Genomic DNA, 22,084 nt, shown 5'->3' on the forward strand with positions numbered 1-22,084 from the left:
TGGTTCGATGCGCCCGCCCGTTTCTCAGGCCGCGCAGCGGCCCGTGTCGTCGCCGGGCGGGCTAGACGTCGTCCTCGCCGATCCGGTGCACGTGGATCAGGTTGGTTGACCCTACTGTGCCAGGTGGCGCGCCGGCGACGATCACCACCAGGTCACCACGCCGGTACCGACCGAGTTCCAGCAGCGACTTGTCCACCTGGCGGATCATGCCGTCGGTGGAGGTCATCATCGGCACGATGAACGTCTCGGTGCCCCAGGTCATGGCCAGCTGGCTGCGCACCTCCGGCCATGCCGTGAAGGCCAGCAGTGGCAGCGGGGTGTGCAGCCGCGCCAGCCGCTTGACGGTGTCGCCGGACTGGGTGAACGCGACCAGCGCCTTGGCGTCCAGGCGTTCGCCGATGTCGCGGGCCGCATACGAGATCACCCCGCGTTTGGTGCGGGGCACGTGGGTGAGCGGCGGGCGGCCGTGGAGTTGTCCTCGACCGCGCAGATGATGCGCGCCATGGTCCGCACGGCCGCCAGCGGGTATTTGCCCACCGAGGTCTCCCCGGACAGCATCACGGCGTCGGCGCCGTCCAGCACGGCGTTGGCGACGTCGGAGGCCTCGGCCCGGGTCGGCCGTGAGTTCTCGATCATCGAATCGAGCATCTGGGTTGCCACGATGACGGGTTTGGCGTTTTCCCGGGCCATCTGGATGGCCCGCTTCTGCACCAGCGGAACCTCTTCCAGGGGAAGTTCGACACCGAGGTCGCCGCGGGCCACCATGATGGCGTCGAAGGCCAGCACGATGGCTTCCAGGTTGTCGACGGCCTCCGGCTTTTCCAGTTTGGCGATCACGGGCACCCGCCGGCCGACGCGGTCCATCACCTCGTGCACCAGCTCGACGTCGGAGGGCGAACGCACGAAGGACAGCGCGACCAGGTCGACGCCCAGCTGGAGCGCGAAGGTGAGGTCCTCGATGTCCTTGTCGGACAAGGCCGGTGCGGAGACGTTCATGCCCGGCAGCGAGATGCCCTTGTTGTTGCTGACCGGGCCGCCCTCGACCACGGTGCAGATGACGTCGTCGCCCTCGATGCCGTCGACCACCAGGCCGACCTTGCCGTCGTCGACCAGGACCCGGTCCCCGACCGCGGCGTCCTGGGCCAGTTGTTTGTAGGTGGTCGACACCCGGTCGTGGCTGCCTTCGCAGTCGGCGACGGTGATGCGGACCGTTTCGCCGTCGGCCCAGTAGGTGGGCCCGGTGGCAAAGCGCCCCAGGCGGATCTTGGGGCCCTGCAGATCGGCGAGCACGCCGACGGCGCGGCCGGTGGCGTCGGAGGCCACCCGCACCCGTTCGTAGGCGGCTTTGTGGTCGGCGTAGTCGCCGTGGCTGAAGTTCAGTCGGGCGACGTCCATTCCGGCCTCGACCAGCGCCAAAATCAACTCGTCCGAATTGGTCGCCGGGCCAAGGGTGCAGACGATCTTCCCGCGTCTACTCACGCCGACCCAGCATAGTCGTGTGCCCGCGTCCCGGCCCGCACATAACGCACGGCGCGCAGTGTGCTGTTACCCACCGAGAACAGTCGGAAACAGGGGGAAGGCGGGCAGGTTACGCAGCACTGTCCACACCAGGGTGGCGACGACGACCGCCGGCACCGCCGCCGCGGGCAGCGATCGCCGGCCGCGGGCGCGCCGAATCAGCAGGAACGCGGCCAGCGTCGGGACGGCGGCCAGCAGGAAGACGTTGTCGTGGACGGCGGCCCATAGCTCGCCGTGCAGCAGGTCGTGTGTCATACGCAGGCCGCCGCAGAACGGGCAATTCCAGCCGGTGAGCCATTTGAACGGACACGGCGGGTAGATCGACGCCGGATCGTGCGGGTCGGCCAGCCCGATGTAGCCGAGCGCGCCGCTGAGTGCCACGGCCGTCCCGGCCGCGACGTGGCGGCGATGACGGCCACCGCGCGCGAGCGGCTGGGATGGCATCACCTGCCCAGCATGCCAGATCGACGCCGGGTCATTGCCTGCCGCTAGCGGCCCGAGAGCCGGTCGCGCAGTCGCGCACCCCAGCGCCGTTTCGTTTCCGGCTGCTGCGGGGCGGTTTCGGGTTCCTCGGCGACGGGTTGCTCGGGCGCTTCGCCGGATTCCTCTTCGGGCTCTTCGCCGGAATCCGCTTCGGGCTCTTCGGTTTCCGGCTCTTCGGGCTCTTCAGCTTCTGGCGCTTCAGGTTCCTCGGCTTCCGGCTCGCCCGCCTCTTCGGCCGCTTCCGTTTCCTCGGATTCCGGCTCTTCGGCCGCTTCCGCTTCCGTTTCTTCGGATTCCGGCTCTTCGGCCTCTTCGGCCGCTTCCGTTTCTTCGGATTCCGGCTTCTCGACGTCCGGCTCCGCCGATTCTTCGGGCCGCTGCGCCGTCGCGTCGGCGCCGGCGGCTTCGGCGCCGTCCGCCGGCGCCGCCACACCCTCGGTCGCCGCCTCGGTCGTCGCCGCCACCGTCGCCGGCTCGGGCTCGGCGGGTTCCTCCTCGACGTATTGGTTGCCGCGCATGCTCTCCGGATCCTCGCGGCCCTTCGGCGCCGCCATCAGATACACCACGGCCCCGATGAACACGAACGTCGAGGTGAACGAATTGATCCGGATGCCGGCGATGTGGGTGGCGGTGTCGTCACGCAACAGCTCCACACAGAAGCGGCCCACGCAGTAGCCGGCCACATACAGCGCGAACAGCCGGCCGTGGCCCAGCGTCAGCCGTCGATCCGCGTACAGCAGCGCGACGAAAATCAAAAGATTCCACAGCAATTCGTACAGGAACGTCGGCTGCACCACCAGCGCGACCTGGCCCGTCGAGACGCCGTCCAGCGAATGCGGGTCGATGTATCCCGACGGGTCACGCCGGTAGAAGATCTCCAGGCCCCAGGGCAGGGTGGTTTCGCGGCCGTAGAGCTCCTGATTGAAGTAGTTGCCGAGCCGGCCGATGGCCTGCGCCAGAATGATGCCCGGCGCCAAGGCGTCCGCGAACGCCGGCAGCGGAATCCCATGTCGCCGGCACCCGATCCAGGCGCCGACCGCGCCGAGCGCCACCGCGCCCCAAATGCCCAGGCCGCCGTCCCAGATCCGCACCGCCGCACCGAATCCGGCGCCGCCGGGGCCCCAGTAGGTTCGCCAGTCGGTGGCCAGGTGATAGAGCCGCCCACCGACCAACCCGAACGGCACCGTCCACAACGCGATGTCATAGATGACGCCGCGTTCGCCGCCGCGCGCCTCCCAGCGGCGGTCACCGATCAGCAGCGCCGCCACGATCCCTGCGATGATGAACAACGCGTAGGCCCGGATCGGCACCGGTCCCAGATGCCAGACGCCCTGCGGCGGGCTGGGGAAATAGGCGAGCAGCTTGGTCACGAGGCGGCCGCCCTCTGCCGAACACCGGCGGCGAGTTCTTCAGTCAGCGCACGCAATGCGGTCAAACCTCCGTCCCCCAGCGCCGACACCAGCGCCGACCCGACGATGACACCGTCGGCGTAGCCGCCGATCTGGGCGGCTTGCTCGCGCGAGCGCACCCCGAGCCCGACCCCGACGGGTATGTCCGAGATCTCCCTGACCCTGCTCACCAGCTCCGGCGCGGCATGCGACACCGCGTCGCGCGCCCCGGTGACGCCCATCGTCGAAGCCGCATAGACGAATCCGCGCGACGCCTCGACCGTCAGCGCCAACCGCTGCGGCGTCGACGACGGCGCCACCAGGAAGATCCGGTCCAGCCCGTGCCGCTCGGAGGCCGCCAGCCACTGCCCGGCTTCGTCGGGGATGAGGTCGGGCGTGATCAGGCCGTAGCCGCCGGCCGCGGCCAGGTCGCGGGCGAACGCGTCGACCCCGTAGCGCAGCACCGGGTTCCAGTAGGTCATCACCACCGCGCGCCCGCCCGCCGCGCTGATCGCCTCGACCGCGGCCAGTGTGTCGCGCACCCGCACGCCGCCGCGCAGCGCGGCCTCAGTGGCCCGGGCGATGGTCGGGCCGTCCATCCCCGGATCCGAGTACGGCACCCCGACTTCGACGATGTCGCAACCCGATTCGACCAGCGCCACCATCGCCTGCACCGAGGTCGGCACGTCCGGGTAACCGGTGGGCAGGTAACCGATCAGCGCCGCCCGATCGTCGTCGCGGCACGCCTCGAAGATCGGCGACAGCCGGCTCGCCTGGCTCTGCTTGACGGTCATCGGTCGCTGGACCCCAACAGCCCGAACCACTTTGCCGCCGTCTCGACGTCCTTGTCCCCGCGCCCGGACAGGTTCACCACGATGATCGCGCCGCGACCCAGCTCGGGCCCCAACTTCAGCGCACCCGCCACGGCGTGCGCGGACTCGATGGCCGGGATGATCCCCTCGGTGCGGCACAGCACCCGAAACGCGTCCATCGCCTCGGCATCGGTGATCGGACGGTATTCGGCACGGCCGGTCTCGCGCAGATACGCATGTTCTGGACCGACTCCGGGATAGTCGAGACCCGCTGAGATGGAATGGGATTCGATGGTCTGCCCGTCTTCGTCCTGCAGCAGGTAGGAGAACGACCCCTGGAACGCCCCGGGCGAGCCGCCGCTGAAAGTCGCGGCGTGCCTTCCGGTTTCGACGCCGTCACCGGCCGCCTCGAATCCCACCAGCCGCACGCCGGGGTCGTCGATGAACGGATGGAAGATCCCGATGGCGTTGGAGCCGCCGCCGATGCAGGCCACCACCGCGTCGGGCAGCCGGCCCGCCTGCGCCTGGATCTGGGCGCGGGCCTCCAGCCCGATGATGCGCTGGAAATCGCGGACCATGGCCGGAAAGGGATGCGGCCCGGCCGCGGTGCCGAAGCAGTAGAACGTGTTGTCGGCGTTGGTGACCCAGTCCCGGAAGGCTTCGTTGATGGCGTCCTTGAGCGTTTTCGAACCGCTCTGCACCGAGACGACCGTCGCACCCAGCAGGCGCATCCGCGCCACGTTGAGCGCCTGGCGCTCGGTGTCCACCGCGCCCATGTAGATCACGCATTCCAGGCCCAGCAGGGCGCAGGCCGTGGCGGTGGCCACGCCGTGCTGGCCGGCCCCGGTCTCGGCGATCACCCGCTTCTTGCCCATCCGCTGGGCCAGCAACGCCTGACCGAGCACGTTGTTGATCTTGTGAGAACCGGTGTGGTTCAAGTCTTCTCGCTTGAGGAAGATCCGCGCGCCGGCCTGCTCGGACAGCCGCGCGGCCTCGTACAACGGCGACGGCCGCCCCGCGTAGTTCGCCTGCAGATAGTCCAGCGTGTCCAGGAAGTCCTGGTTGACGCGCTCCTTCTCGTAGGCGGTGGTGACCTCTTCGATGACGGCCATCAGCGCCTCCGCGACGTAACGGCCGCCGTACACGCCGAAATGCCCACCGGCGTCGGGTTCGTGACGGGTGGGTTCGGCGATCGCTGCGCTCGGAAGCGGAAGGTCCGGACGGGTCCGGGGGGAGATGTCCACCGTCACCAGGGCTCTACGCGGGGATGGCTCATCGGGTTCAACGTTTCGGCGGGGCGGCTCTTCACTGACGTGAGCGGTTAGCGAGCCGGTTTCGGACAGGACGGATGGGTGCCCGCGGTAACCAGGTCGGCGACCGCGGCGCGCGGGTCACCGCTTTTCACCAGGCCCTCGCCCACCAGGACGGCGTCGGCGCCCGCGCCGGCATACGCCAGCAGGTCGCCGGTGCCGCGCACGCCGGACTCGGCGATCCGGATCACGTTGCTGGGCAAGCCGGGAGCGATGCGGGCGAAGCAATCCCGGTCCACCTCCAGCGTCGCCAGATCGCGGGCGTTGACGCCGATCACCTTGGCGCCGGCCCGCAGCGCCCGGTCGGCTTCTTCCTCGGTGTGCACCTCGACGAGCGCGGTCATGCCCAGCGATTCGGTGCGGTCCAGCATCGACACCAGCGCCGACTGCTCCAGCGCGGCCACGATGAGCAGCAGCATGTCGGCGCCGTGCGCACGCGCCTCGTGGATCTGATACGGCTGCACCACAAAGTCTTTGCGCAGCACCGGGATGGAGACCGCGGCCCGGACCGCGTCCAGGTCGTCGAGCGAGCCGTGAAAACGCCGCTCCTCGGTCAACACGCTGATGATGCGGGCGCCGCCGTCTTCGTAGGCGCGGGCCAGTTTGGCCGGATCGGCGATGGTCGCCAGGGAACCCGCCGACGGGCTGGCGCGCTTGACTTCGGCGATGACGCCGATTCCGGGCTCGCGCAACGCGGCCATCACGTCGAGTGGCGGTGGCGCGGCGGCCGCGGCGGCTTTGATCTCCGACAGGCTGATCAGGGCTTCGCGCGCGGCAACGTCGGCCCGGACTCCTTCGAGGATGGAGTCAAGCACGGTAGCCGGACTCATGCCTGTCGTTTCCCTTCGCCCTGTCGCCCGCCGTCATCCCACGGCCACTTCGTTGTTCCCCAGCCGATTGCGACGACGTCAATGAAGGGTAGCGGCCCGCGGCTCGCGTCCCGTCACCGACCCTCGGTGTCGGACCCACTGGGTCGATCGGTCGGGTCGCGCCCCTCGTCAAGGGCGTCCCAGATCATCCGCTCCGACATTTCCGGCGTCTCCGGCTGCTCCAGCATCGCTCCGTCGGCCGCGTTACGTCGCGTAATCGAGCGGCGCGTCGCCGGTGTCGCGTACTTCATTGCGCTCGACCGGGCCGACTTCGGGTCCGACGCGGAACGCATCAGCAGCACGGCGGCGATCAGCGTGAGCGCGGCGACGGCCACCGTGATCCCGGCGCCCAGGTACCGCCGCTCGCTGCCGACCAGCGACATCACCGACAGGTGCGCCAGCTCGGTGCCACGCATCGCGACGTCGGGCACCGCCCACAGGCTGACGCCCAGGTAGCCGACCGCCAGGCTGGCCACCGCCAGCAGGCCGGCCAGCGCGCGCAGCAGCCACCCGCGCACCGCGATCGCGGCGACCGCGGCGGCCAGCAGCAGCAACGCCAGCGGCAGCAACGCCGTCGACCACGTCCCGCCGGACAGGGTCACCGCCTTGGGCGGCCCCAGCCCGTCGAACGAGCGGATCACCACCCACGGCAGGCGCGCGGCCACCCACAACCCCACGGCCGCGATCACCAGCAGCAGCTGGGCGATCCGGATCAACCAGCGGCCGTCCAGCCTCCGCGCGCGGGCCTCGGTCATCGCCGCGCACCCGGTTCGGTCAGCGTCTCGGCGGCCGCGATCGCGCCGAGCACCGCGCGCGCCTTGTTGGTGGCCTCGGTGTATTCGTAGGGGCCGTTGGAGTCCGCCACCACCCCGCCACCGGATTGCACGTAGGCGGTGCCGCCGCGCATCAGCGCGGTGCGGATGGCGATGGCGAAGTCCGCGTTGCCGGCGAAGTCCAGGTAGCCGACCACGCCGCCGTAGAGGCCGCGGCGCGTCTTCTCCACCTCTTCGATCAGCTCCATCGCCCGCACCTTCGGCGCACCCGATAGGGTGCCGGCCGGGAAGCAGGCCGTCACCGCGTCCAGGGCGGTCCTGCCCGCGTCGAGCACGCCGGTCACCGTCGAGACCAGATGCATGACGTGGCTGTAGCGCTCGATGTGGCTGTAGTCGTCGACCCGGACGGTGCCCGGCGCGCACACCCGGCCCAGATCGTTGCGGCCCAGATCGACCAGCATCAGATGCTCGGCGCGTTCCTTCTCGTCGGCCAGCAGCTCCTTTTCCAGCAGCTGGTCCTCTTCGTCGGTCTGCCCGCGCCACCGGGTCCCGGCGATCGGGTGGGTGGTCGCGACGCCGTCGGCCACCGTGACCAGAGCCTCCGGGCTGGACCCGACGATCGAAAAGTCCGTTCCCCCAGCATCATTCGGTACATGCAGCAGATACATGTAGGGGCTGGGGTTGGTGACCCGCAACATCCGGTACACGTCGATCGGGTCGACGTCGGTGTCCATTTCGAACCGCTGCGAGGGCACCACCTGAAACGCCTCACCGGCGGCGATCTGCTCGACGAGGTAGTCGACGATCTTGCCGTACTCCTCGACGCTGCGCTGCGCGCGGTAGCGCGGCTCGGGCCGCTCGAAGGTGGCCACGGTGGAGGCCAGCGGCTGGCCCAGCGCGGCGGTCATCACGTCCAGCCGGGCGACGGCGTCGTCGTAGGCCTCGTCGACCCGTTCGTCGGTCCCGTTCCAGTTCACCGCGTTGGCGATCAGCGTGATGGTGCCCTCGTGGTGGTCGACGGCCGCCAGATCGGTGGCCAGCAGCAGCAGCATGTCCGGCAGGCCCAGGTCGTCGACGGCCAGCTCGGGCAGCCGCTCCAGGCGCCGCACCAGGTCGTAGGCGAAGAAGCCGACCATGCCGCCCGACAACGGCGGCAGCCCGCTCAGCGGCCCGGTGGCCAGCAGGTCCAGGGTGGCGCGCAGCGCCTGCAGCGGATCGCCGCCGGTCGGTGCGTCCTGCGGCACCACCCCCAGCCAGCCGGCTTCCCCGTCGCGCACGGTCAGCGCCGACGGCGACCCGGCGCCGATGAACGACCACCGCGACCAGGACCGGCCGTGCTCGGCCGACTCCAGCAGGAAGGTGCCCGGGCGGTTGGCGGCGAGTTTGCGGTAGGCCGACAGCGGCGTCTCGCTGTCGGCCAGCACCTTGCGGGTCACCGGGACCACGCGGTGCTCGGCCGCCAGCTGGCGGAAATCCTCTCGTGAGGTCGTCGCGGCGAGGTGGGCGTGCACCGACCCATCCTCCCAGACGCGGCCCGGTGGCTCGGCCCGCCCGCGGCCCGGTGGCTCGGCCCGCCCGCGGATGTAACGCCACGGCGAATTCGCGGCCCATTTTCCGCCGTGGCGTTACGACCGGCGGCGGCGCGCGTAGCGTGTCGCCCATGAAACCTGGTGACACCGTCGCGGACTTCGAACTGCCCGACCAGACGGGAACGCCGCGCAAGCTCAGCGACCTGCTCGCCGCGGGGCCCGTCGTCCTGTTCTTCTACCCGGCGGCGATGACGCCCGGGTGCACCAAGGAGGCGTGTCACTTCCGCGACCTGGCCGCCGAGTTCGCCGCCGTCGGCGCCAACCGGGTGGGCATCAGCGCCGACCCGGTGGACAAGCAGGCCAAGTTCGCCGACCTGCAGAAGTTCGACTATCCGCTGCTGTCGGATACCGACGGCGCGGTGGCCGCCCAGTTCGGCGTCAAGCGCGGACTGCTGAGCAAACTGCTGCCGGTCAAGCGCACCACATTCGTCATCGACACCGACCGCACCGTGCTCGACGTGATCTCCAGCGAGTTCAACATGGACACCCACGCCGACAAGGCGCTGGCCACGCTGCGCGCCCGGGCCTGACCGTCACGGGCTGACCGCCAGGAAGACGTAGGCGGCCAGCAGCACCAGATGCACCTCGCCCTGCAGCCGGGTGGCCCGACCGGGCACGACGGTCAGCACGCTGATCACCACGGTCAGGGCCAGCAACACCAGCTGGATGGCGCCCAGCCCGAGCACCAGCGGACCCTTCAGCCAGATCGAGGCCAGCGCGATCGCCGGGATGGTGAGCCCGATGCTGGCCATCGCCGAGCCGTAGGCCAGGTTCAGGCTGATCTGGATGCGGCCCTGGCGGGCGGCCCGCACGGCCGCCAGGGTCTCGGGCAGCAGCACCAGCGCCGCGATGATCACACCCACGAACGTCTGCGGGAAGCCCACCGCGGTGACCGCCCGCTCGACGGCCGGTGACTCCTCCTCGGCCAGCCCCACCACCGCCACCAGCGCACACAGCAGCAGCACCAGGCTGACCAGCGCCTCGCGGGTGCTGGGCGGATCCGCGTGGCTCTCGTCCTCGAACAGGCTCTTCTGCCCCTTCTGCGCGATCGGCAGGAAGAAGTCGCGGTGTCGCACCGTCTGGGTGAACACGAACAGCAGGTAGACCAGCAGCGAGGCGACCGCGGCGAAGGTGAGCTGGCCGGGCGAGAACTCCTTGCCCACCTGGGTGGTGGTGAACGCCGGCAGCACCAGGCTCAGCGTCGCCAGGGTGGTCAGCGTGGCCAGCGCGGCGCCGCTGCCCTCGGCGTTGAACAACGTGACGCCGTAGCGGCGCGACCCGAGCAGCAGCGACAGCCCGGCGATGCCGTTGGTGGTGATCATCAGCGCGGCGAACGCCGTGTCCCGGGCCAGGGTCGCCGTCTCGTTGCCGCCGGACGCCATCAGCTCGACGATCAGCGCCACTTCGATGATGGTCACCGCGGCCGCGAGCACCAGCGACCCGAACGGCTCGCCGATCCGGTGCGCGACCACCTCGGCGTGATGCACCGCGGCCACCACCCCGCCGATCAGGAACAGCGCGGCCAGCGCGACCAGCACCGGCCCCAGTCGCTCGCCCCAGATCAATGCCAGCACGACGACGGCGAGCACCGGCACCACCACGGTCCAGGACAACACGTTCCGGGACAACCATTTCGACATTGCGTGCCATTCTCGTCCAAGTGATGCGCCGACGCCCCCGGAAGTGACTCCCGACACGCTGGTCAGGCGCCGGGCTCGACCTGCCGCCGGCCTGACCCCGCCCTAGTCCTGCGGGTGCAGCAGCACGTCGGTGTCGAAGCAGCTGTGGTCGCCGGTGTGGCAGGCGCCGCCGACCTGATCGACGGTCAACAACACGGTGTCGCCGTCGCAGTCCAGCCGCACCGAGTGGACGTACTGGGTGTGCCCCGACGTCTCCCCCTTGACCCACTGCTGGCCGCGTGAGCGCGAATAATAGGTTGCCTCACGGGTTTCCAGCGTGCGGGCCAATGCCGCGTCGTCCATCCAGGCGACCATCAGCACGTCCTTGCTGCCGCGCTCCTGCACCACCGCCGTGACTAGGCCGTCGGCGTTGCGCTTCAGCCGAGCGGCGATCTGCGGGTCGAGCGTCATCGCACCATCCTCACCGGTATGCCCGCCTCGGCCATGGCGGCCTTGACCTGTCCGATGGTCAGCTCCCGGAAGTGGAAAACGCTGGCCGCCAACACCGCGTCGGCCCCGGCCTCGATCGCGGGCGCGAAGTGTTCGGCCGCCCCGGCGCCGCCGCTGGCGATCACCGGCACGGTGACCGCGGACCGCACCGCCTGCAGCATCTCCAGGTCGAACCCGGCCTTGGTGCCGTCGGCGTCCATCGAGTTCAGCAGGATCTCCCCCACGCCCAGATCGGCTCCGCGGGAAGCCCATTCGACGGCATCGATGCCGGTGCCACGTCGCCCGCCGTGGGTGGTGACCTCCCAGCCCGACGGGGTGGGCACCGCGCCCGGCGGCACCGTGCGGGCGTCCACGGACAACACGATGCACTGGGAGCCGAACTGCCGCGCCATCTCCTCGAGCAGCTCGGGGCGCGCGATCGCGGCGGTGTTGACGGAGACCTTGTCGGCTCCGGCCCGCAGCAGCACGTCGACGTCGGCCACCGTGCGCACCCCGCCGCCGACGGTGAGCGGAATGAAGACCTGTTCGGCGGTGCGGCGCACCACGTCCAGCATGGTGGCGCGGCCCGACGACGACGCGGTCACGTCGAGGAAGGTGAGCTCGTCAGCGCCCTCGGCGTCGTAGACAGCCGCAAGTTCGACGGGATCGCCTGCGTCCCTAAGGTTTTCGAAGTTGACGCCCTTGACCACCCGCCCGTCGTCGACGTCCAGGCAGGGGATCACGCGTACCGCCAGGCCGGTGGAGTTCGGGCTCATCTCAGTAGTCCTCCGGTCGGCCGATATTGCCCAGGATGTCCAGGATCTCGGCGTGCGCGCCGGGTCCGGCGGCCAGCGCCGAATCCGAGGCCGGGGTCCACGGCCGCCCGGCCAGGTCGGTCACCACGCCGCCGGCGGCCCGCACCAGCGCCACCCCGGCGGCGTGGTCCCACACGTGCCCGCCGAAACTGACCGCCGCGCCCAATATCCCGTCGGCGACATAGGCCAGATCCAGGCCGGTGGAGCCGTGCATGCGCAACCGGGACGAGACCCGGCTGAGGTTTTCCAGCACCGCCATCCGGTAGCGCCCCGGGAACCGGCCGCGGGCGTCCGCGCTGAACGATCCGGCCCCGACCAGGGCGTCGGCCAGGTCGATGGAAGTCAGTGGCGGACGCGGGTTTCCGTTCTTGCGCAGCGGGCCGCCGGTCACCGCGGTGTAGCGCTGGTCGAGGAACGGCAACCAGGTCAGCCCGGCCACCGGGTCGCCGTGGTGCAGCAGGGCCAGCAGGATCCCGGCCATCGGGGACCCGGCCGCGTAGTTGAACGTGCCGTCCACCGGGTCGAGCACCCACACCCATTCCGAGTCGACGGCCGAACCGCCGAACTCCTCGCCGTGCACCCCGATACCGGTGGCCTCCACCAGCGCGGCGACCACCTGCCGCTCGATGGCGAGGTCGACGTCGGTGGCAAAGTCGTTGCCCTTCTTGCGGACCGCGGAGTCGGCACGATGACCGGCGAGGAAGGGCTTCGAGGCGTCGTCGAGGATCGCCGACGCCCGCGCCACCAACGCGTCCAGGTCCATGCGGCGTTACTCCGCGACCGCGGCCAGCGCCTGGGGCAGGGTGAATCGCCCGGCGTAGAGGGCCTTGCCGACGATGGCGCCCTCGACCCCGCGGCCGGTGAGCGTGGCGATGGCACGCAGGTCGTCCAGGCTGGACACCCCGCCGGAGGCGATCACCGGGGCGTCGGTGCGGTCGGCCACCGCGCCCAGCAGGTCCAGGTTCGGGCCGCCCAGCGTGCCGTCCTTGGTGACGTCAGTAACCACGTACCGCGAACAGCCTTGCCGCTCAAGGCGTTCCAGCACCTCCCACAGGTCGCCACCATCGGTTTCCCAGCCGCGGCCGCGCAGCCGGTGCTGCCCGTCGAGGATCTGGACGTCCAGCCCGACGGCGACCTTGTCGCCGTGCTCGCCGATCGCCCGGGCGCACCACTGCGGGTTCTCCAGCGCCGCGGTGCCCAGGTTCACCCGGGCGCAGCCGGTGGCCAGCGCCGCGGCCAGCGAATCGTCGTCGCGAATCCCGCCGGACAGCTCCACCTGCACGTCCAGCTTCCCGACCACCTCGGCGAGCAGCTCGCGGTTGGACCCGCGTCCGAACGCCGCGTCCAGGTCCACCAGATGGATCCATTCCGCGCCGTCGCGCTGCCAGCCCAGCGCGGCGTCCAGCGCCGAGCCGTATTCGGTTTCACTGCCCGCCTTGCCCTGTACCAAACGCACGGCGCGGCCGTCGACCACGTCGACCGCGGGCAACAAGATCAACACATTCCCTCCTGAGCTGCTTTTCACAGGCGCTCAATCCAATTGCGCAGCACGGCCGCGCCGGCATCCCCGCTCTTCTCCGGGTGAAACTGCGTGGCCGACAGCGGGCCGTCCTCGACCGCGGCCAGAAACGGCCCCTCGTGGCGCGACCAGGTCAGCACCGCCTCGGGCGAACCCTCCCACTGTTGGGCGGCGTAGGAGTGCACGAAGTAAAACCGGGTGTCGGCGTCGAGGCCGCGGAACAGCACGCTGCCCGGCCCGGATTCGACCACGTTCCAGCCCATGTGCGGGATTACCGGCGCCTGCAGGCGTGTCACCGATCCCGGCCACTGCCCGCATCCGGAGGTCTCCACCGAGAATTCGACGCCGCGGGCGAACAGGATCTGCATCCCGACGCACACGCCCAGCACCGGACGCCCCGCGGCGACCCGCTCGGCGATGATGCGGTCCCCGCCGATCTTGCGCAGCCCGGTCATGCATGCCTCGTAGGCGCCGACGCCGGGCACCACCAGTCCGTCGGCGGCCGCGGCGGCGTCGGCGTCGGCGGTCACCTGCACCGAGGCGCCGACCCGCTCCAGCGCGCGCTGCGCCGACCGCAGGTTGCCCGAGCCGTAGTCGAGGACAACAACCGATTTACTTGTCACAGAACACCTTTGGTGGACGGCACGTCCGACACCCGCGGGTCGGGCTCGACGGCCTGACGCAGCGCACGGGCCACCGCCTTGTACTGCGCTTCGGTGATGTGGTGCGGGTCGCGCCCGTAGAGCACCCGCACGTGCAGCGCGATGCGGGCGTTCATCGCCAGCGACTCGAACACGTGCCGGTTGATGACGGTGTGGTAGGGCACCGAGCTGCCGGCGATCGTGGTGTGCTGCAGGTGATCCGGCTCGCCGCTGTGCACGCAGTAGGGCCGGCCGGACACGTCGACGGCGGCGTGGGCCAGCGTCTCGTCCATCGGGATGAAGGCGTCACCGAAGCGGCGGATGCCCCGCTTGTCGCCGAGCGCCTGGCCCAGCGCGGTGCCCAGCGCGATGGCGGTGTCCTCGATGGTGTGGTGTGCCTCGATCTCGACGTCGCCCGTGGTGCGCACGGTCAGGTCGAAGCTGGCGTGGCTGCCCAGTGCGGTGAGCATGTGGTCGTAGAACGGCACACCGGTCTCCACGTCGACCCGGCCGGTGCCGTCCAGGTCGAGTTCGATGACGATGTCGGATTCCTTGGTGCGGCGCTCGATTCGCGCGCGACGGGCAGCTTGCACGGCGGTCATGGGGCTCCTAACACACGGTCGCGACCCGCTGCGCGCGGCTCGGCTGCGCTTGCGATCGCTCCTACGTTGACGGGGGCCAGCTCGGTGGCGGCGAGTTGGGCGCTGGCCCGCAGGAAGGCGTCGTTCTCCTCGGCCAGGCCAGTGGTGGCCCGCAGGTAGCCGGGGATGCCGACGTCGCGGATCAGCACGCCGGCATCCAGGTAGCGCTGCCAGCTGGCCGGCGCATCGGTGAACTCGCCGAACAGCACGAAGTTGGCGTCGCTGGGAATGACTCGAAAACCCATGCCGGTCAAGGCCGTTGACACGCGTTCGCGTTCGGCGATCAGCGCGGCGACGCTGCCCAGCGTGTCGTCGGCGTGCCGCAGCGCGGCCCGGGCGGCGGCCTGGGTCACCGACGACAGGTGGTAGGGCAACCGCACCAGCAGCATCGCCTCGATCACCGCCGGTGTGGCGATCAGGTAGCCGAGCCGGCCGCCGGCGAAGGCGAACGCCTTGCTCATGGTGCGGGTGACGACGAGCTTGGTCGGATACTCGCCCACAAGCTGCACCGCGCTGGGCTGTGACGAGAACTCGCCGTACGCCTCGTCCACGATCACGATGCCCGGCGCCGCGTCGAGCAGCCGGCGCAGGCCGGACAGCGAAACGCTCTGCCCGGACGGGTTGTTCGGGCTGGCGACGAACACCACGTCGGGCGTGCGCTCGGTCACGGCGGCCACCGCGGCGTCGACGTCCAGGCTGAAGTCGTCGGCCCGGGCGGCCTGCAGCCATTCGGTGCGGGTGCCGTCGGAGATGATGGGGTGCATCGAGTAGGACGGAACGAACCCGATGGCGCTGCGTCCGGGGCCGCCGAACGCCTGCAGCAGCTGCTGCAGGATCTCGTTGGAACCGTTTGCCGCCCAGAGGTTTTCGACTCCCAGTTGGACGCCGGTCTGGGCGGTGAGGTAGCGGGCCAGGTCGCTGCGCAGCTGCACCGCGTCCCGGTCGGGGTAGCGGTGCAGGTCCGCGGCGGCCCGCGCCACCGAGCGCACCACGTCGTCCACCAGCGCCCGGCTGGGCGGGTGCGGGTTCTCGTTGGTGTTCAGCCGCACCGGGACCGCCAATTGCGGTGCGCCGTAAGGCGATTTGCCGCGCAGGTCATCGCGCAGCGGCAGGTCGTCCAGCGTGGGTTGGGGAGTGGCCCGCTGGCCGGTCACCGCTCGAACCTCCGCCGTATCGCCTCGCCGTGCGCCGGCAGGTCTTCGGCCTGCGCCAGGGTGATCACGTGCCCGGACACGTCTTTCAGCGCCGCCTCGGTGTAGTCGACGACGTGGATGCCGCGCAAGAAGGTCTGCACCGACAGGCCGCTGGAATGGCGGGCGCTGCCCGCGGTGGGCAGGACGTGATTGGAGCCGGCGCAGTAGTCGCCCAGGCTGACCGGCGAGTATGGGCCGACGAAAACGGCTCCGGCCGCGCGGATCCGGCCGGCCACGGCCGCCGCGTCGGCGGTCTGGATCTCCAGGTGCTCGGCGGCGTAGGCGTTGACGACCGTGATCCCGGCGTCCAGGTCGTCGACCAGGATGATCGCCGACTGGCGTCCGCCCAGCGCGGCGGTCACCCGCTCGCGGTGCACGGTGGTCGGCAGCTGGGCGGCCAGTTCCGCGTCGGTGGCCGCGGCCAGCTCCTCGCTGGGGGTGACCAGCACGCTGCCGGCCATCTCGTCGTGCTCGGCCTGGCTGATCAGGTCGGCGGCCACGTGCGCGGGGTCGGCGGTGTGGTCGGCCAGGATCGCGATCTCGGTCGGCCCGGCCTCGGCGTCGATGCCGACCCGCGACCGGCACAGCCGCTTGGCGGCGGTGACGTAGATGTTGCCCGGCCCGGTGATCATGTCGACCGGCACCAGCTCGGCGTCTGCCCCCGGCGACGATGCGGATCGTGCGCGATCCGAGGAGAAGCCGGGCCATTCGGCCCCGGTATCGGTCCCGCCGTAGGCCAGCAGCGCCACCGCCTGCGCGCCGCCGACCGCCCACACCTCGTCGACGCCCAGCAGCCGGGCCGCGGCAAGGATGGTCGGATGCGGCAGCCCGTCGAACTGGGCCTGCGGCGGGCTGGCCACCACCAGCGACGCGACGCCGGCGGCCTGGGCGGGCACCACGTTCATCACCACGCTGGACGGGTAGACGGCGTTGCCGCCGGGCACGTACAGGCCCACCCGCTCGACCGGCACCCAGCGCTCGGTCACCGTCGCGCCCGGTCCCAGCGTGGTGGTGACGTCGGTGCGGCGCTGGTCGGCGTGCACGGCGCGGGCGCGGTCGATCATCACCCGCAGGGCGTCGGCGACGGCCGCGTCCAGGTCGGCCAGGGCCTTGTCCAGCGCCGCCTCCGGCACCCGGACCGCCGCCGGGCGGACACCGTCGAAGGAGGCCCCGAACTCCAGCGCGGCGTCGGCGCCGCGCTCGGCCACCGCCTGCACGATGGGTCGCACCTTGGGCAGCACCGTCTCCACGTCGGCGCCGCCGCGCGGCAGCGCCGACCGCAATCGGGCAGCGGTCAGCTCGGCGCCCCGCAGGTCGATGCGGGCCATCGGTGACGCTGGGGTGGGACTCACGGTGTCCATTGTCCCAGAGGAACTCAAGTCGATATCCGGCCGGTACAGCGCCTGGATCGCGGCCGGTACAGTGCCCGTATCGAGGCCGGGATCGAGGCCCTACCCCGCGCCGACAGCACGAGCCGACCCCACGGAGCCGCCATGTCCGCCAAGGATCATCCCAACAACGCCCCGGGCGTCCCGATGGTATTTCCAGTCTGGTTTGAGAACCTTCAGGTCAAGTACCTGAATTCGGCGATCAAGCCGCTCGCGCGTTTTCTTCCCGGGACCGCGACCATCAAGCATCGTGGCCGCACGTCCGGCAAGCAGTACGAGACCGTCATCACGCCCTATCGCAAGGGCAACACCCTGGCGATCGCGCTGGGCCACGGCAAGACGAACTGGGTCAAGAACGTGCTGGCCGCCGGCGAGGCGGACGTGGTGTTCGGCCGCGACCGCTCGGTGCACCTGATCAACCCGCGGATCCTGCCGGCCGGTTCCGACGGCGCAGGCCTGCCGTTCATGGCCCGCGTCCAGCTGCGCTGGATGGGGGTTTTCGTCGCCGACATCGCCTGAGCCGATCGGCGTCGAGTGTGCACTGGTGGCGCCGACACGCCGAGAAGTCGCTACCTGGTGCTACACCGAACGCCCAGGATGCCCACTCGGGCGCCCAAGGCGCCCAGGATGCCCAACCCGCTACATGTCCAGGCCGATGTCGAGCACCCGCACCGAATGGGTCAGCGCGCCGACGGCCAGGTAATCCACCCCGGTCGCGGCGTAGTCGGCGGCGTTCTCCAGGCTGAGGCCGCCGGAGGACTCGAGCAGGACCGCGGGCGCGCGCGCGTCGCGCCGCTGCACGGCCATCTGCGTCTGCCACACCGGGAAGTTGTCCAGCAGCACCAGTTCGGGCTTTTCCGGCAGCACCTCGTCGAGCTGCTCAAGCGAGTCGACCTCCACCTCGCAGGGCAGCTCCGGCGCCGCGTCCCGCACCGCCCGCAGCGCGTCGACCACCGACCCGGCCGCCACCACGTGGTTGTCCTTGATCAGCGCGGCGTCGCCGAGACCGAGCCGGTGGTTGACGCCGCCGCCGACCCGGACCGCGTATTTCTGCAACGCCCGCAGGCCGGGCAGGGTCTTGCGGGTGTCGCGCACCTGGGCCTTGGTGCCTTGCACGGCGGCCACCCAGTGCGCCGTCGTGGTGGCGATCCCGGACAGGTGGCAGATCAGGTTCAGCATGGTGCGCTCCGCGGTCAGCAGACCGCGGGTTTCGGCCCGCACGGTCAGCAGCGACTGGCCCGGCTGCAGGTGGGCGCCGTCCTCGACGCGGTCGAGCACCTGGTAGCCGCGGGCGCCGAGCACCTCGTCCAGCACCAGCAGCGCGATGTCCACCCCGGCGATCACGCCGGGCTGCCGGGGCACCATCGACGCGGTGGCCACCGCCTCGGCGGGCACCGTCGCCAACGTGGTGACGTCGGGCCCGTAGCGCAGGTCCTCGACCAGGCCGCGCCGGATGATCTCGCGCGCCGCGGTGAGCTCGCAGTCCGAGATCATCGTCACACCACCGCCGCCAGCGCCTGCACCAGCACCGAGTTCTGGTCGTCGGCCAGTCGCAGCAGGTTGCTGCGCGCCTGCTCGGGCGCGGCCTGCGGATGCTCCTCGCGGTGGTGGCAGCCGCGGCTCTCGGTGCGGGCCAGGGCCGCGGCCGCGACCGCGCGGGCGGCGACGGCCAACGCCACGTCCTCGAAGTCGCGGCGGCCGCCGATGCTGCGGGCCGGCGCCTGCGACAGGGTGGCCGACAACCGGGTCAGCCCGGCCGCGTCGCGCACCACCGACGCGTCGCGGCTCATCGCGGCCTGCAACTCCGCGCGCGGCGGCGCGGTGTGCGCAACGGCTCGGGCGCCAGCGCGCGGGGCGGCCGGCCTCCGCCGCATGCGCGGCCGCCGCCCTGCCGGCCCGGCCCCCGACCACCAGACCTTCCAGCAGGCTGTTGGACGCCAGCCGGTTGGCGCCGTGCAGCCCGGTGCGGGCCACCTCGCCGGCGGCGAACAGGCCGGGCAGCTCGGTCCGGCCGTACACGTCGGTGACGACGCCGCCGCAGCTGTAGTGCGCCCCGGGCACCACCGGGATGGGTTGGCGCACCGGGTCGATGCCGGCGGCCCGGCAGGCCGCCGTCACGGTCGGGAACCGGTCGGCGAAGTCGAAGATGTGCCGCGCGTCCAGGTAGACGCAGGCGTCGCCGGTGGCTTTCAGCCGCGCGTCGATGGCGGCGGCGACCACGTCGCGCGGCGCCAGGTCGCCCATCGGGTGCACCCCTGCGGTCACCGAATCGCCTTGGGAATCAATCAGTTTCGCTCCCTCGCCGCGGATGGCCTCGGTGACCAGCGGGCGCCGACCGCCGCCGGCGCCGGGGGTGAAGAGCATGGTGGGATGGAACTGGATGAACTCCAGGTCGCTGACCGCGACACCGGCCCACAGGCCCAGCGCGATGCCGTCGCCGGTGGAGCCCTCCGGGTTGGTGGTCGCGCCGTAGAGGTGCCCGAGACCGCCGGAGGCCAGGATCACCGACGGCGCGCTGATGATCCCGTAGCCGTGCGGGTTGCCGACCAGCACGCCGGTGACGGCTTCGTCGCCCATGGAGCCGTCGTGCAGCACCCGCAGCGCCACGTGCCCGGTGCGGATGTCCAGCATCCGTGCGGCGTGGTCGAGCGCGCGCTGCACCTCGGCGCCGGTGGCGTCGCCGCCGGCGTGCACGATGCGGCGCCTGGAGTGCCCGCCCTCGCGGGTCAGCGCCCACTGGCCGGGGGCCGATTCGTCGAATCGCGCTCCGTCACCGACCAATTCGGAGACCGCCGCGTACCCGTCGGCCACGATCGAGTAGACCGCCTGCGGGTCGCACAGGCCCGCGCCCGCGACGACGGTGTCGGCGACATGGGCCTCGACCGAATCGTCGTTGTGCGGCAACACCACCGCGATGCCGCCCTGCGCGTAGTGGGTGGCGGTGGCCCCGCGCGCCTGGTCGGCCTTGCTCAGCACGACGACGCTGCGGCCGGCGCGGTGGGCGGCCAGCGCGGCGGCCAATCCGGCGACGCCGGTGCCGATCACGACGACGTCGGCGCTGTGTGTCCACTGGGGACGGGCGATCATTCGCCACCGCCCGGTTGGCCGATCTCGATCATGCGCTGCACGCTGCGCCGGCCGGCAGCCGCGATGCCGGGATCGACGTGCACCTCGTCGGCGCCCTCGACCAGGCAGCGCAGCAGAGCCGCCGGGGTGATCATCTTCATGTACCGGCAGGAGGCACGGTCGTTGACGGCCTGGAAATCGACTTGCGGTGCGGCCCGGCGCAATTGGTAGAGCATGCCGACCTCGGTGGCCACCAGCACCTTGCGCGCGCTGGTGGTGTTCGCGGCATCCAGCATGCCGCCGGTGGACAGGATCTTGACCCGGTCCGCGGGGAAGGCTCCCTCCCCCGCAAGGTACAAAGCCGAAGTGGCACAACCACATTCGGGATGGACGAACAGCTCGGCATCGGGGTTGGCGCGCGCCCGCTCACCCAGTTCGTCGCCGTTGATGCCGGCGTGCACGTGGCATTCGCCGGCCCACACGTGCAGGTTTTCCCGGCCCGTCATCCGGCGCACGTGCGCGCCCAGGAACTGGTCGGGGCAGAACAGCACCTCGCGGTCGGGGTCGATGGACGCCACCACGTCGACCGCATTGGACGAGGTGCAGCAGATGTCGGTGAGCGCCTTGACCGCCGCGGTGGTGTTGACGTAGGAGACGACGACCGCGCCGGGGTGTTCGTCCTTCCAGGCGCGCAGGTCCTCGGGCGTGATGGAGTCGGCCAGCGAGCAGCCGGCGCGCTGGTCGGGGATCAGCACCGTCTTGTCGGGGCTGAGGATCTTGGCGGTCTCGGCCATGAAGTGCACCCCGCAGAACACGATGGTGTCCTCGGGTGCCTCGGCGGCGATCCGCGACAGCGCCAGCGAGTCGCCCACGTGGTCGGCCACGTCTTGGATCTCGGGCAGCTGGTAGTTGTGCGCCAGGATGGTGGCACCGCGCAACTTCGCCAGGCGGCGAACCTCGGCGGCCCACTGCGCATCGCCGTCCACACCGGTGTAACCGGTGGGCGAGTCGGTGATGTCGGCAACCATGTCTTCAGCGAGCGTGTCCATGCGATTGAGCACCGTCATGGCGGCTCCTTTCCGGCCAGGAGGTTTTCGACTTATAATCGAAAACATGGCCCATGGTAGCACCGCGCACGAAGTGCTCGCGGTCGTGTTCCAGGTTCGCGAAGCAAGCGAACCGGTTACGAAGGGGCGCCATCGGGCGAAACCGCAGCTGAACGTGCTGTTATGGCAGCGGGCCAAGGAGCCGCAGCGCGGGGCGTGGTCGCTGCCGGGCGGGCGGCTGCGCAACGACGAGGACATGACCACCTCGGTGCGGCGCCAGCTGGCCGAGAAGGTCGACCTCAAGGAACTGGCGCACCTGGAACAGCTCGCGGTGTTCTCCGACCCGAACCGGGTGCCGGGCACCCGGATGATCGCGTCCACTTTCCTGGGCCTGGTGCCCTCCCCCGCCAGTCCGGAGCTGCCGCCGGACACCCGCTGGCACCCGGTGAACTGCCTGCCGCCGATGGCCTTCGACCACGGTCAGATGGTGGACAACGCGCGGGCCCGGCTGATCGCCAAGCTCTCCTACACGAACATCGGATTCGCTTTGGCGCCAAGGGAATTTGCCCTGTCCACGCTGCGCGACATCTACGGCGCCGCGCTGGGCTATCAGGTCGACGCGACGAACCTGCAGCGGGTGCTGGCCCGGCGCGGGGTCATCACCGCGACCGGCACCATCGCCCAGTCCGGGCGCAGCGGCGGGCGTCCGGCCGCCCTGTACCGGTTCACCGACGCGGCGCTGCGGGTCACCGACGAATTCGCCGCACTCAGGCCGCCCGGCCTGCCAGGCTAGGCTGGCACAACGGCGTCGTCAGGCGACGCGGTGCTCGACCACACCGGTGGCGCAGGCGACCACGCCCGTAGTGTCGAGAAGTCGCTCACAATGCGGCGATTACGTTTTGGCCACCCGCTGTTCGTACGCGAC

The 22,084-nt window shown here is 70.8% G+C and carries 21 protein-coding genes and 2 pseudogenes; 3 read left to right on the forward strand and 20 right to left on the reverse strand.

Features of this window, described 5'->3' with window-relative positions; translation table 11 throughout:
* Positions 1 to 61: 61 nt before the first annotated feature.
* From pyk to NF20_RS08300, 8 genes and pseudogenes are all read right to left on the reverse strand, one after another.
* A pseudogene (pyk, locus tag NF20_RS08265) lies at positions 62 to 1,479 on the reverse strand (pyruvate kinase).
* A gap of 66 nt (positions 1,480 to 1,545) precedes the next feature.
* Positions 1,546 to 1,899 carry a DUF2752 domain-containing protein gene (locus tag NF20_RS08270; RefSeq protein ID WP_033711487.1) on the reverse strand — a complete coding sequence of 118 codons (354 nt, stop codon included), beginning with the start codon at positions 1,897 to 1,899 and terminating at the stop codon, positions 1,546 to 1,548.
* A 107-nt stretch (positions 1,900 to 2,006) separates the two neighbouring features.
* Positions 2,007 to 3,371 (reverse strand): prolipoprotein diacylglyceryl transferase, encoded by a 1,365-nt coding sequence (locus NF20_RS08275; RefSeq protein WP_033711486.1) that lies wholly within the window; start codon positions 3,369 to 3,371, stop codon positions 2,007 to 2,009.
* Complete coding sequence (gene trpA, locus NF20_RS08280) at positions 3,368 to 4,183, reverse strand: tryptophan synthase subunit alpha (protein WP_033711485.1); 816 nt, start codon at positions 4,181 to 4,183, stop codon at positions 3,368 to 3,370. Before trpA ends, NF20_RS08275 begins: the two co-directional genes overlap by 4 nt.
* The gene (gene trpB, locus NF20_RS08285) at positions 4,180 to 5,451 is read right to left on the reverse strand and encodes a tryptophan synthase subunit beta (RefSeq protein WP_033717252.1); all 1,272 of its coding nucleotides are present in this window, start codon (positions 5,449 to 5,451) and stop codon (positions 4,180 to 4,182) included. Before trpB ends, trpA begins: the two co-directional genes overlap by 4 nt.
* Positions 5,452 to 5,522: 71 nt before the next feature.
* The gene (gene trpC, locus NF20_RS08290; RefSeq protein ID WP_003877736.1) at positions 5,523 to 6,341 is read right to left on the reverse strand and encodes an indole-3-glycerol phosphate synthase TrpC; all 819 of its coding nucleotides are present in this window, start codon (positions 6,339 to 6,341) and stop codon (positions 5,523 to 5,525) included.
* 113 nt (positions 6,342 to 6,454) lie between these two features.
* Positions 6,455 to 7,135: a TIGR02234 family membrane protein gene (locus NF20_RS08295; protein WP_050593689.1), complete on the reverse strand. Its 681-nt coding sequence runs from the start codon at positions 7,133 to 7,135 to the stop codon at positions 6,455 to 6,457.
* Positions 7,132 to 8,664 carry an anthranilate synthase component I gene (locus NF20_RS08300; RefSeq protein WP_011725308.1) on the reverse strand — a complete coding sequence of 511 codons (1,533 nt, stop codon included), beginning with the start codon at positions 8,662 to 8,664 and terminating at the stop codon, positions 7,132 to 7,134. Before NF20_RS08300 ends, NF20_RS08295 begins: the two co-directional genes overlap by 4 nt.
* Before the next feature lie 149 nt (positions 8,665 to 8,813).
* On the opposite strand from NF20_RS08300, the gene NF20_RS08305 reads away from it, so the two are divergent.
* Complete coding sequence (locus tag NF20_RS08305) at positions 8,814 to 9,272, forward strand: peroxiredoxin (protein ID WP_003876214.1); 459 nt, start codon at positions 8,814 to 8,816, stop codon at positions 9,270 to 9,272.
* A 3-nt stretch (positions 9,273 to 9,275) separates the two neighbouring features.
* Here NF20_RS08305 and NF20_RS08310 read toward each other — a convergent pair whose 3' ends face one another.
* From NF20_RS08310 to hisD, 9 genes are all read right to left on the reverse strand, one after another.
* Positions 9,276 to 10,382, reverse strand: coding sequence for a calcium:proton antiporter (locus NF20_RS08310; RefSeq protein ID WP_033711484.1), 1,107 nt, complete (start codon positions 10,380 to 10,382; stop codon positions 9,276 to 9,278).
* 102 nt (positions 10,383 to 10,484) lie between these two features.
* The gene (hisI, locus tag NF20_RS08315; protein ID WP_033711483.1) at positions 10,485 to 10,832 is read right to left on the reverse strand and encodes a phosphoribosyl-AMP cyclohydrolase; all 348 of its coding nucleotides are present in this window, start codon (positions 10,830 to 10,832) and stop codon (positions 10,485 to 10,487) included.
* Positions 10,829 to 11,626, reverse strand: a complete 798-nt coding sequence (gene hisF, locus NF20_RS08320; protein WP_003876211.1) for an imidazole glycerol phosphate synthase subunit HisF — start codon at positions 11,624 to 11,626, stop codon at positions 10,829 to 10,831. Before hisF ends, hisI begins: the two co-directional genes overlap by 4 nt.
* Position 11,627: 1 nt before the next feature.
* Complete coding sequence (locus NF20_RS08325) at positions 11,628 to 12,428, reverse strand: inositol monophosphatase family protein (RefSeq protein WP_033711482.1); 801 nt, start codon at positions 12,426 to 12,428, stop codon at positions 11,628 to 11,630.
* 6 nt (positions 12,429 to 12,434) lie between these two features.
* Positions 12,435 to 13,166, reverse strand: a complete 732-nt coding sequence (gene priA / locus NF20_RS08330; protein WP_019733572.1) for a bifunctional 1-(5-phosphoribosyl)-5-((5-phosphoribosylamino)methylideneamino)imidazole-4-carboxamide isomerase/phosphoribosylanthranilate isomerase PriA — start codon at positions 13,164 to 13,166, stop codon at positions 12,435 to 12,437.
* Positions 13,167 to 13,186: 20 nt separating this feature from the next.
* Positions 13,187 to 13,807 (reverse strand): imidazole glycerol phosphate synthase subunit HisH, encoded by a 621-nt coding sequence (hisH, locus tag NF20_RS08335; protein WP_009977381.1) that lies wholly within the window; start codon positions 13,805 to 13,807, stop codon positions 13,187 to 13,189.
* Positions 13,804 to 14,427: an imidazoleglycerol-phosphate dehydratase HisB gene (hisB, locus tag NF20_RS08340; RefSeq protein ID WP_019733573.1), complete on the reverse strand. Its 624-nt coding sequence runs from the start codon at positions 14,425 to 14,427 to the stop codon at positions 13,804 to 13,806. The genes hisH and hisB overlap by 4 nt, the downstream gene beginning before the upstream one ends.
* Positions 14,424 to 15,620 (reverse strand): histidinol-phosphate transaminase, encoded by a 1,197-nt coding sequence (locus tag NF20_RS08345; RefSeq protein WP_019733574.1) that lies wholly within the window; start codon positions 15,618 to 15,620, stop codon positions 14,424 to 14,426. The genes hisB and NF20_RS08345 overlap by 4 nt, the downstream gene beginning before the upstream one ends.
* Positions 15,617 to 17,020 (reverse strand): histidinol dehydrogenase, encoded by a 1,404-nt coding sequence (hisD, locus tag NF20_RS08350; RefSeq protein WP_011725311.1) that lies wholly within the window; start codon positions 17,018 to 17,020, stop codon positions 15,617 to 15,619. Before hisD ends, NF20_RS08345 begins: the two co-directional genes overlap by 4 nt.
* 132 nt (positions 17,021 to 17,152) lie before the next feature.
* Between hisD and NF20_RS08355 the strand changes: the two genes are divergently transcribed.
* The gene (locus NF20_RS08355) at positions 17,153 to 17,566 is read left to right on the forward strand and encodes a nitroreductase family deazaflavin-dependent oxidoreductase (RefSeq protein ID WP_009977387.1); all 414 of its coding nucleotides are present in this window, start codon (positions 17,153 to 17,155) and stop codon (positions 17,564 to 17,566) included.
* A gap of 120 nt (positions 17,567 to 17,686) precedes the next feature.
* Here NF20_RS08355 and nadC read toward each other — a convergent pair whose 3' ends face one another.
* From nadC to nadA, 3 genes and pseudogenes are all read right to left on the reverse strand, one after another.
* The gene (nadC, locus tag NF20_RS08360) at positions 17,687 to 18,541 is read right to left on the reverse strand and encodes a carboxylating nicotinate-nucleotide diphosphorylase (RefSeq protein WP_003876203.1); all 855 of its coding nucleotides are present in this window, start codon (positions 18,539 to 18,541) and stop codon (positions 17,687 to 17,689) included.
* A gap of 2 nt (positions 18,542 to 18,543) precedes the next feature.
* A pseudogene (locus NF20_RS08365) lies at positions 18,544 to 20,134 on the reverse strand (L-aspartate oxidase).
* Positions 20,131 to 21,180 (reverse strand): quinolinate synthase NadA, encoded by a 1,050-nt coding sequence (gene nadA / locus NF20_RS08370; RefSeq protein WP_011725314.1) that lies wholly within the window; start codon positions 21,178 to 21,180, stop codon positions 20,131 to 20,133. Before nadA ends, NF20_RS08365 begins: the two are co-directional and overlap by 4 nt.
* A gap of 46 nt (positions 21,181 to 21,226) precedes the next feature.
* Between nadA and NF20_RS08375 the strand changes: the two genes are divergently transcribed.
* Complete coding sequence (locus NF20_RS08375) at positions 21,227 to 21,952, forward strand: NUDIX hydrolase (RefSeq protein ID WP_019732226.1); 726 nt, start codon at positions 21,227 to 21,229, stop codon at positions 21,950 to 21,952.
* The last annotated feature ends 132 nt before the right edge of the window (positions 21,953 to 22,084 follow it).

It is taken from the genome of Mycobacterium sp. MAC_080597_8934, assembly GCF_000523975.1.
Lineage (GTDB): Bacteria > Actinomycetota > Actinomycetes > Mycobacteriales > Mycobacteriaceae > Mycobacterium > Mycobacterium avium.

What these genes read in the sequence shown, in the direction of transcription:
- trpA (WP_033711485.1), bottom strand. Translation starts at nt 4,183, where the DNA reads ATGACCGTCAAGCAGAGCCAGGCGAGCCGGCTGTCGCCGATCTTCGAG.
- trpC (WP_003877736.1), bottom strand. Translation starts at nt 6,341, where the DNA reads ATGAGTCCGGCTACCGTGCTTGACTCCATCCTCGAAGGAGTCCGGGCC.
- NF20_RS08295 (WP_050593689.1), bottom strand. Translation starts at nt 7,135, where the DNA reads ATGACCGAGGCCCGCGCGCGGAGGCTGGACGGCCGCTGGTTGATCCGG.
- NF20_RS08305 (WP_003876214.1), top strand. Translation starts at nt 8,814, where the DNA reads ATGAAACCTGGTGACACCGTCGCGGACTTCGAACTGCCCGACCAGACG.
- NF20_RS08310 (WP_033711484.1), bottom strand. Translation starts at nt 10,382, where the DNA reads ATGTCGAAATGGTTGTCCCGGAACGTGTTGTCCTGGACCGTGGTGGTG.
- hisI (WP_033711483.1), bottom strand. Translation starts at nt 10,832, where the DNA reads ATGACGCTCGACCCGCAGATCGCCGCTCGGCTGAAGCGCAACGCCGAC.
- hisF (WP_003876211.1), bottom strand. Translation starts at nt 11,626, where the DNA reads ATGAGCCCGAACTCCACCGGCCTGGCGGTACGCGTGATCCCCTGCCTG.
- NF20_RS08325 (WP_033711482.1), bottom strand. Translation starts at nt 12,428, where the DNA reads ATGGACCTGGACGCGTTGGTGGCGCGGGCGTCGGCGATCCTCGACGAC.
- hisB (WP_019733573.1), bottom strand. Translation starts at nt 14,427, where the DNA reads ATGACCGCCGTGCAAGCTGCCCGTCGCGCGCGAATCGAGCGCCGCACC.
- hisD (WP_011725311.1), bottom strand. Translation starts at nt 17,020, where the DNA reads ATGGACACCGTGAGTCCCACCCCAGCGTCACCGATGGCCCGCATCGAC.
- NF20_RS08355 (WP_009977387.1), top strand. Translation starts at nt 17,153, where the DNA reads ATGTCCGCCAAGGATCATCCCAACAACGCCCCGGGCGTCCCGATGGTA.
- nadC (WP_003876203.1), bottom strand. Translation starts at nt 18,541, where the DNA reads ATGATCTCGGACTGCGAGCTCACCGCGGCGCGCGAGATCATCCGGCGC.
- nadA (WP_011725314.1), bottom strand. Translation starts at nt 21,180, where the DNA reads ATGACGGTGCTCAATCGCATGGACACGCTCGCTGAAGACATGGTTGCC.
- NF20_RS08375 (WP_019732226.1), top strand. Translation starts at nt 21,227, where the DNA reads ATGGCCCATGGTAGCACCGCGCACGAAGTGCTCGCGGTCGTGTTCCAG.